The 6,992-nt window shown below is 65.2% G+C and carries 6 protein-coding genes; 1 reads left to right on the top strand and 5 read right to left on the bottom strand.

Going from position 1 to position 6,992, the window contains the following annotated elements; translation table 11 throughout:
* Positions 1 to 73: 73 nt before the first annotated feature.
* The 5 genes from B1C78_RS09660 to B1C78_RS09640 form a co-directional block, all read right to left on the bottom strand.
* Positions 74 to 1,102, bottom strand: coding sequence for an NADP(H)-dependent aldo-keto reductase (locus B1C78_RS09660; RefSeq protein ID WP_077278956.1), 1,029 nt, complete (start codon positions 1,100 to 1,102; stop codon positions 74 to 76).
* Between the two features lie 148 nt (positions 1,103 to 1,250).
* Entirely contained in the window at positions 1,251 to 2,369 is a 1,119-nt protein-coding gene (locus B1C78_RS09655; protein ID WP_077278955.1) for an FIST signal transduction protein, read from the bottom strand.
* Complete coding sequence (locus B1C78_RS09650; protein WP_077278954.1) at positions 2,366 to 2,827, bottom strand: hypothetical protein; 462 nt, start codon at positions 2,825 to 2,827, stop codon at positions 2,366 to 2,368. Before B1C78_RS09650 ends, B1C78_RS09655 begins: the two co-directional genes overlap by 4 nt.
* A gap of 132 nt (positions 2,828 to 2,959) precedes the next feature.
* Positions 2,960 to 3,853 (bottom strand): phosphoribulokinase, encoded by an 894-nt coding sequence (locus B1C78_RS09645; protein WP_077278953.1) that lies wholly within the window; start codon positions 3,851 to 3,853, stop codon positions 2,960 to 2,962.
* Between the two features lie 70 nt (positions 3,854 to 3,923).
* Positions 3,924 to 5,765: an SLC13 family permease gene (locus tag B1C78_RS09640; protein ID WP_077278952.1), complete on the bottom strand. Its 1,842-nt coding sequence runs from the start codon at positions 5,763 to 5,765 to the stop codon at positions 3,924 to 3,926.
* A 244-nt stretch (positions 5,766 to 6,009) separates the two neighbouring features.
* Here B1C78_RS09640 and B1C78_RS09635 point away from each other — a divergent pair, with 244 nt between their 5' ends.
* Positions 6,010 to 6,852, top strand: coding sequence for a universal stress protein (locus tag B1C78_RS09635; RefSeq protein WP_077278951.1), 843 nt, complete (start codon positions 6,010 to 6,012; stop codon positions 6,850 to 6,852).
* Positions 6,853 to 6,992 lie beyond the last annotated feature (140 nt).

The following is a 6,992-nucleotide window of genomic DNA, read 5'->3' as shown; positions in this document are numbered from 1 at the left end:
CCCTCCCCCGCTTGCGGGGGAGGGTTGGGGAGGGGGTCCTTGCCACTTGAGACTTGCCACTTGCCACTGCCTTTCAAGGGCATGGGTTGGGATGTCTCAGGTGGATGTTCTCGATGGCTTCGAGCACCTCGTCGGAGAGCGTCAGATCGGCGCTTGCGATGTTCTCCTCCAGTTGTTCGAGGGTGGTGGCGCCGATGATGGTGCTGGTGAGAAAGGGGCGGGAGTTGACGAAGGCGAGCGCCATCTGGGCGGGCGAGAGTTCGTGGGCGCGGGCCAGTTCCACGTAGGCGCGGGTGGCCGCCACGCCCTGCTCGTTGCTGTAACGGGAAAAGCGCGGAAACAGCGTGATGCGGGCATTGGGCGGGGCGCCGTCCAGGTACTTGCCGCTCAGCACCCCGAACCCCAGGGGCGAGTAGGCCAGGAGACCCACCCGTTCGCGAATGGCCATCTCCGCCAGCCCCACCTCGAAGCTGCGGTTGAGAAGGCTGTAGGGATTCTGAATGCTCACCACCCGCGGCCAGCCGCGTTCGCGTGCAAGGCGCAGGTACTCCATGGTGCCCCACGGCGTCTCGTTGGAGATGCCCACGTGCCGTACGCGGCCCTGGCGGACGAACCCGTCCAGGACTTCCAGGGTTTCCTCGATGGGCGTTGCGTCGGGGTCCTGCTGATGCTCGTAGCCCAGCTTGCCGAAGAAGTTGGTGGGCCGCGCCGGCCAGTGGATCTGGTAGAGGTCCAGGTAGTCGGTGCCCAGCCGGCGCAGGCTGCCTTCCAGCGCCTCGGTCATGTGGGCGCGGTCGAGGCGCGGCCCGCCGCGGATGTATTCAACCCATTCCCCCGGTCCCGACACCTTGGAGGCCAGGACCACCTCGTCCCGCCGCCCCGTGCGCTTCAGCCAGTTGCCGATGAAGGTTTCCGTGAGGCCCTGCGTCTCCGCCCTGGGCGGCACGGCGTAGAGCTCCGCGGTATCGATGAAATTCACGCCCCGTTCCAGGGCAAGATCCAGCTGACTGTGGGCTTCCGCCTCCGTGTTCTGTTCGCCCCAAGTCATGGTGCCGAGACAGATCACGCTCACGTCGATGTTGCCGAGCTTACGTTTTTCCATGTGGACTCCGGAGGAAAGAAGCCTTCAACGCAAAGGCGCGAAGACGCAAAAGGCGCAAAGGGTCTGATTCGTGTTAACGCCGCGTAGCGGCGCCTCAGGAAAGTTGCGCTCTTTGCGTCTTAGCGCCTTTGCGTTGGATGTTTGCCTTTCAGAGAAACAACGTCAGCACACCCGTATAGCCATACAGCCGGTTGTGGAAGATTTCGCCGTTGGCGAAGAATCCGACCAGGGGGATGTCGCCCAGTTCCTCGCTGATGGTGCGCAGTTCCCGGGAGTCGTCGCCGAACTGGTGGCGGCCGCGGCCCAGGCACGAAAAGTACAGTGCGCCGCGGGCCCCCTCCGGTGCCCGATGGCGCAGGTCGGCAAGCATGCGCCGCAGATCGTCCATGGCGGCGTTGGCGTCGCGCCGGCAGAACATGATCCGGCCGCCTTCCCGGACCCGGTCGCCCACGGCCACCAGTTTCTGGCCGGTATCGACCGCGACGAGGTTGCGCACCAGGTAATCGCGGGTGTCGGAGCCCTCCACGGGGAAAGCTGCCACGATGAAACCGCCGGCCCGTTGCATGTCGCGTGCGAGCACCTCGCCGATGTCCTCCTGGAACACGTCCAGGGCCGGACGATTGTCCAGTTCGATCAACACATTGCCCGTGGCCTGCGTGATGCGGTGTGCCGGGCCGATGGGCGTACAGCCCTGGGTGTGAGCGGTGATCACCTGCACCGACTCGCCGAACAGGGCGCCGGAGACCCCGCCCCGGGTCACCTCGCCGGCGATCTGAAGGTCGTCGGCCTGGGACGACGTCAGGCCCCCCACGCAGAACAGGCCGGTGCGTTCGCCCACCTGCCCGATCAGGTCCGGCGTGCGGGGGTTGCCGGGATCTGCGTGAAGGACACCGAAGCGTGCAGGTTCACGCCATTCGGCCAGCAGCGACGCCAGCGGCGCGTCGCTGTCCTTCAGCACGGGCAGGATGTGCGTGCTGCCCTTCGGGAAACCGCCGATCATGGCCACGGCCGCGGGCCGGTCGTAGATCTCCCGCCCCGTTGTGCACAGGGCCACGCCCACGCTGCCGGTCCAGTGCGGGACGCCGGTGCCCTCGCGAAGTGCGGAGAGCAGCTGCGGAAGCTGGCGCGCCAGGGCATCGGTGACGTAGAGAAATCCCAGGGCGTCACCCCCGTCGGGCGGTATGAGGCGGGCGCTGAGGGCGGCGGCAAGGGCATCCGCGTCCGCCCCTTCGGCGCAGGCAACGGAAAAGGGACTGCCCTGGCTCACAGGCCCCGATGCTCCGTCATCGACCGGGCCTCATTGTCGGCCGACGGGATCCCTGGCTCCGGTACGAACTCGTCGTGTGTGATGCGCAGGCGCATGTGGTGGCGTGTGTCCATTTCATCCAGGAACCACCGGATCTCGCCGGGGTGCACCGGTTGTTCGTTGCGGGTGAGGTGACGCAGCAGGATGAAGCCCTGTCCCACCTGCACCAGTACGGGCATGGGCAGGGCCAGCGGGAGCACGTGGTCGCGCACGAACCACTCGATGGGTGTGGGATGCTTCTGGTCCACCCTGCGGGCATCAATACGGAAATGACCACCGCCCCCCGGCTGCTTGAGCAGTTCGTCGAGCCATTCAGGGGGAAGGCCGCGGTGCACAATGAGCGTGCGGCCCATGAATCGATCCAGAAACTGCTGGCGCAGCCACTTGGGACCCTGTCGCCGTCTCAGGAAGAAGCGCATGAGTGGTCCTTCGACTCAGTGTCTTCGCTGATAATAGCAATGGCAGGCTCGGTATGCGTCTTGACCCTGCGCTTGTAGGGTCGTTCGGACGTGCGCACCCCGGCCGATGACCGGGGTGCGGCGCCCACGCGCTCAGGTGCGACTCTTCTCGATCATGTCGCTGATGATGGGGGCGAGGATGATCTCCATGGCCAGCCCCATCTTGCCGCCGGGCACCACGATGCTGTTGCGCCGCGACATGAACGAGTCGTGAAGCATGTTCAGCAGGTAGGGGAAGTCGATACCGAACTTCTTGGGATCCCTGAAGCGGATCACCACCATGCTCTCGTCCGGTGTGGGGATGTCGCGGGCGATGAAGGGGTTGGAGGTGTCCACCGTGGGCACACGCTGGAAGTTGATGTCCGTGAGCGAAAACTGCGGCGTGAGGTATTTCACGTAGTCCGGCATGCGGCGCAGGATGGTGTCGACGATGGCCTCGGCGGTATAACCGCGTTCCCCGTGGTCACGGAAGATCTTCTGGATCCACTCCAGGTTGACGATGGGCACCACGCCCACGCCCAGATCCACGTGTTGGGCGGTATTCACTTCGCCGTTCACCACCAGCCCGTGCAGGCCTTCATAGAACATCAGGTCAGTGCCCTCGGGGATGTCCTCCCAGGGGGTGAACTCGCCGGACTTCACGCTGGTGCCGAGCCGGGCGTTGTGATGTGCCGCCTCTTCATCGTTGTGGATGTAATAGCGCTTCTTGCCGCCGCCGGTCTCGCCGTACGTCTTGAACAGTTCCTCGATCTTGTCGAACAGATTGGCATCCGGACCGAAGTGGCTGAAGTGGTTGTTGCCTGCTGCTTCCGCCTTTTTCATGGCGTCCTTCATTTCCACCCGATTAAAGCGGTGGAAGCTGTCGCCCTCGACGATCACGGGATTGACGTTCTCCCGCAGGAAGATGTGCTCGAAGGCACGCTTGACGGTGGATGTGCCGGCTCCCGAGGATCCGGTCACCGCGACAATCGGGTGTTTTCTGGACATGGGTCAGATCTCCTTGCTGTCGTGAAATTGGATTGAGTTCCGGCCCCGTTCTTCGTGCGGGGCATGATCTCTAGAAAATCAGGTTCAACATGATCAGGGAAACGACGAGAAAAAGCACCGTCATGATGCCGCCTGCCTTCATGAAATCCTTCACCCGATAGCCGCCGGGGCCCATGATCAGGGCGTTGACCTGGTGCGTGGGAATCAGGAACGAATTCGACGTGGCGATGGCTACCGTCAGGGCGAACACCCGGGGGTCGGCGTCCATCCCGAGCCCCTGGGCGGCCACGGCGATACTCACGGCCAGGGGCACCAGCAGCACAGTGGCGCCGACATTGGACATGACCAGCGTGAAGAAAGTCGCCAGGATGGCGATGGCGGCCTGCAGGATCCATGGGGCCACGTCGCCCAGCAGGGAGAGCGTCTCCTGGGCAATCCATGCCGCGGTACCGGTATCCTGCACCGCAGCACCCAGCGGAATGAGGCTGGCGAGAAGGAACACGGTTTTCCAGCTCACGGCCTTGTAGGCCTCGTCCATGTCAAGCACGCCGGTGAGGATCATGCCCACGGCGCCCACCAGCAGGGCCACCGAAAGACGCAGATCGGTGAACAGGATCAGGGCCAGCGCCACGATGAAGAACGTGAGCGCGTATCCCACCTTCTGGGGGCGCAGTTCCTCGTGGGGGTACTCACTGGTGACCACCACGAAGTCCCGGTCCTTTTCCACGCGCGCCAGCGAGTTCCAGCTGCAGTGGCAGACCAGTGTGTCGCCGGCCTGCAGCGGAATGTCCCTCAGGCCCTCGCGGAAGGTCTCGTCGCCCCGATGGATGGCCAGCACGGAAAGCCCGTAGATCTTGCGCATGGCAGCGTCCGTGACGGTCTTGCCGACCAGTCCCGAGTCGGGCGGAATGACCACCTCGCCGATGCCGGACTTGGTGTGCGCCAGCACGTCCGCGAAGACGTCCAGGTGCCGTTTGGCCTCGATGCCCGTGCCCGCGGCGAACTCGTCCAGCCGCTCCGGGCGCCCGAGTATGGCCAGCTGTGCGTTGCCTTCGATGGTGTAGCCCGCCCAGGGCTCCACGCGCAGATCCTCGCCCACCAGCGTGCCCACCACCACCACGTGGTGACCGCGCTCCAGTTCGCCCACGGTCTTGCCGCACAGCGGGTGCTCGGCGGGTAGGCGGAATTCGCGGATGGAGTAGTCCAGGCCATAGACGCGCCGGAAGTAGTCCACGGCACCTTCGCCCTTGGTCCCGTCGGTGCTGACCTTGGGCAGTACGAAGCGGCCCAGCAACACGAAGTAGACGATGCCGGTGGCGACCAGGGCCAGGCCGATGGGCGTCACGTCGAACAGTTCGAAATGCTCCATGTCCGCCGGCAGCAGGTCATTGAGCAGGATCAGCGGGCTGGAACCCACCATGGTCAGCGTGCCGCCCAGGATGGCGCAAAACCCCATGGGCATGAGCAGGCGCGACATGGGCAGCCCCGTGCGCGCCGATACACGCGAGACCACGGGCAGGAACAGCGCGGCGGCGCCCACGTTCTGCATGAAGCTCGAGATCACGCCCACGGTGCCCGAGATCAAGGGAATGATGCGTTTCTCGGTGGCGCCGCCGATGCGCATGATGAAAGAGGCCACGCGGCTCATGACCCCGGTCTTGTCCAGCCCCGCGCCGATGATCATCACCGCGATGATCGAGATGACCGCGTTACTGGCAAAACCGTCGAACAGGCGGTGCGTATCGGCTACGCCGCCCAGACCGGGCACCAGGCTGAGCAGTCCCAGCAGCACCATGACCGACACCGCGGCCACGTCGACCCTGACGATCTCGGACACGAACAGGAAGATGGTGAAACCCAGTAGTCCGAGGACCACCATCATTTCGGGGGTGAGGGAGACGGTCTCTGGCATGATCGGTCTTGGGGGAGGGTGGTCAGGGAGGTCGAAAATCCCGCAAAAAAGACGAGATTATCCCACCGGGGCGCACCAAAGCCAAGCCGGGCCGTGCCCGCGCCGGTGTCCGACAGGCTCCCGGCCTGCTACATTTCGCTCTATATCCCTTTCCTTCGGGCGGATGCGGTCCGTGCGGCTGGTCACAGCCGCCGGGGCCGCGCATCCGGCGGGTTAGGGCAACGGACAGTCTCAGGAGCAACCCATGGCTGCGAGTCTCTCACCTGTCGGCCGTTTCGAGCGCATATTGCTGGCCGCCGACGGGACGGAATTCAGCGAGGGCGCCCAGGAGGTGGCCCTGAGCATGGCCGGCGAGTGCGGCGCCCGGCTCTACCTGTTGCGGGTGGTGATCACCAATCCCGAATACGAGGCCATGGCGCCGGATCGCGTGGAGGCCGAGGCGGAGGCGGCTCGGGGCTTTCTGGAGGCCTTCAGTCGGCGTTGCGGCGACAAGGGCGTGGTGTGCGAAACGATCCTGCGTCACGGCACGGACCCCTACCTCGAGACCGTGGCCGCGGCGGAGGACGTCCGCGCCGACGTGATCGTCATCGGACGGCGCACGCGCAGCGACCTGGCGCGTCTGATGATGGGCGACTCCACCGCCAAGGTCATCGGCCACGCGCCGTGCAGTGTGCTGGTTGTGCCCTGCCACGCGCGCATGCCCGAGAAACGCATCCTGGTGGCCACCGACGGATCACGCCTGGGCGACGCCGCCTCGGTAGCCGCTTCCAATCTGGCCCGTAGCTGCAAGCTCCCGCTCACGGTTGTGTCCGTGGATGTCCCCGGGCACAGCGAGGAGCGTCGCCTCGAGGCGGCCGCGGCCATCGACCGCGTGCGCGAGGCGCTCAGGGACGATCCCATCGAGGTGACGGGCGTTCAGGAAGAGGGCCGTCCCGACGAGGTGATCGTTGATGTGGCCGTTCGCCAGGGCGCGGATCTGATCGTGGTCGGCAGCCACGGCCGCACCGGCCTGCAGCGCCTGCTCATGGGCAGCGTCTCGGAGCGGGTGATCGGGCGGGCGGAGGTGGCGGTCCTCGTCGTCAAGTGACGACGAGCACGCCCTTCGGGCGAAGGATGAAGGATGAAGGATGAAGGATGAATGGTGGTCCCCCTCTCTCTCAGGGAGAGGGCCGGGGTGAGGGTGGTTTCATTCAACCTTCATCCTTCCTCCTTCATCCTTCCAGAGGG

This window comes from Thioalkalivibrio denitrificans, assembly GCF_002000365.1.
GTDB lineage: Bacteria > Pseudomonadota > Gammaproteobacteria > Ectothiorhodospirales > Ectothiorhodospiraceae > Thioalkalivibrio_A > Thioalkalivibrio_A denitrificans.
The sequence above is the reverse complement of the archived record's forward strand: the minus strand, read 5'-3'. Positions and strand labels throughout refer to the sequence as shown.

Bases quoted from the DNA above. Each gene is read 5' to 3' on its own strand.
- B1C78_RS09660 (WP_077278956.1), bottom strand. From the start codon at position 1,102: ATGGAAAAACGTAAGCTCGGCAACATCGACGTGAGCGTGATCTGTCTC.
- B1C78_RS09650 (WP_077278954.1), bottom strand. From the start codon at position 2,827: ATGCGCTTCTTCCTGAGACGGCGACAGGGTCCCAAGTGGCTGCGCCAG.
- B1C78_RS09645 (WP_077278953.1), bottom strand. From the start codon at position 3,853: ATGTCCAGAAAACACCCGATTGTCGCGGTGACCGGATCCTCGGGAGCC.
- B1C78_RS09640 (WP_077278952.1), bottom strand. From the start codon at position 5,765: ATGCCAGAGACCGTCTCCCTCACCCCCGAAATGATGGTGGTCCTCGGA.
- B1C78_RS09635 (WP_077278951.1), top strand. From the start codon at position 6,010: ATGGCTGCGAGTCTCTCACCTGTCGGCCGTTTCGAGCGCATATTGCTG.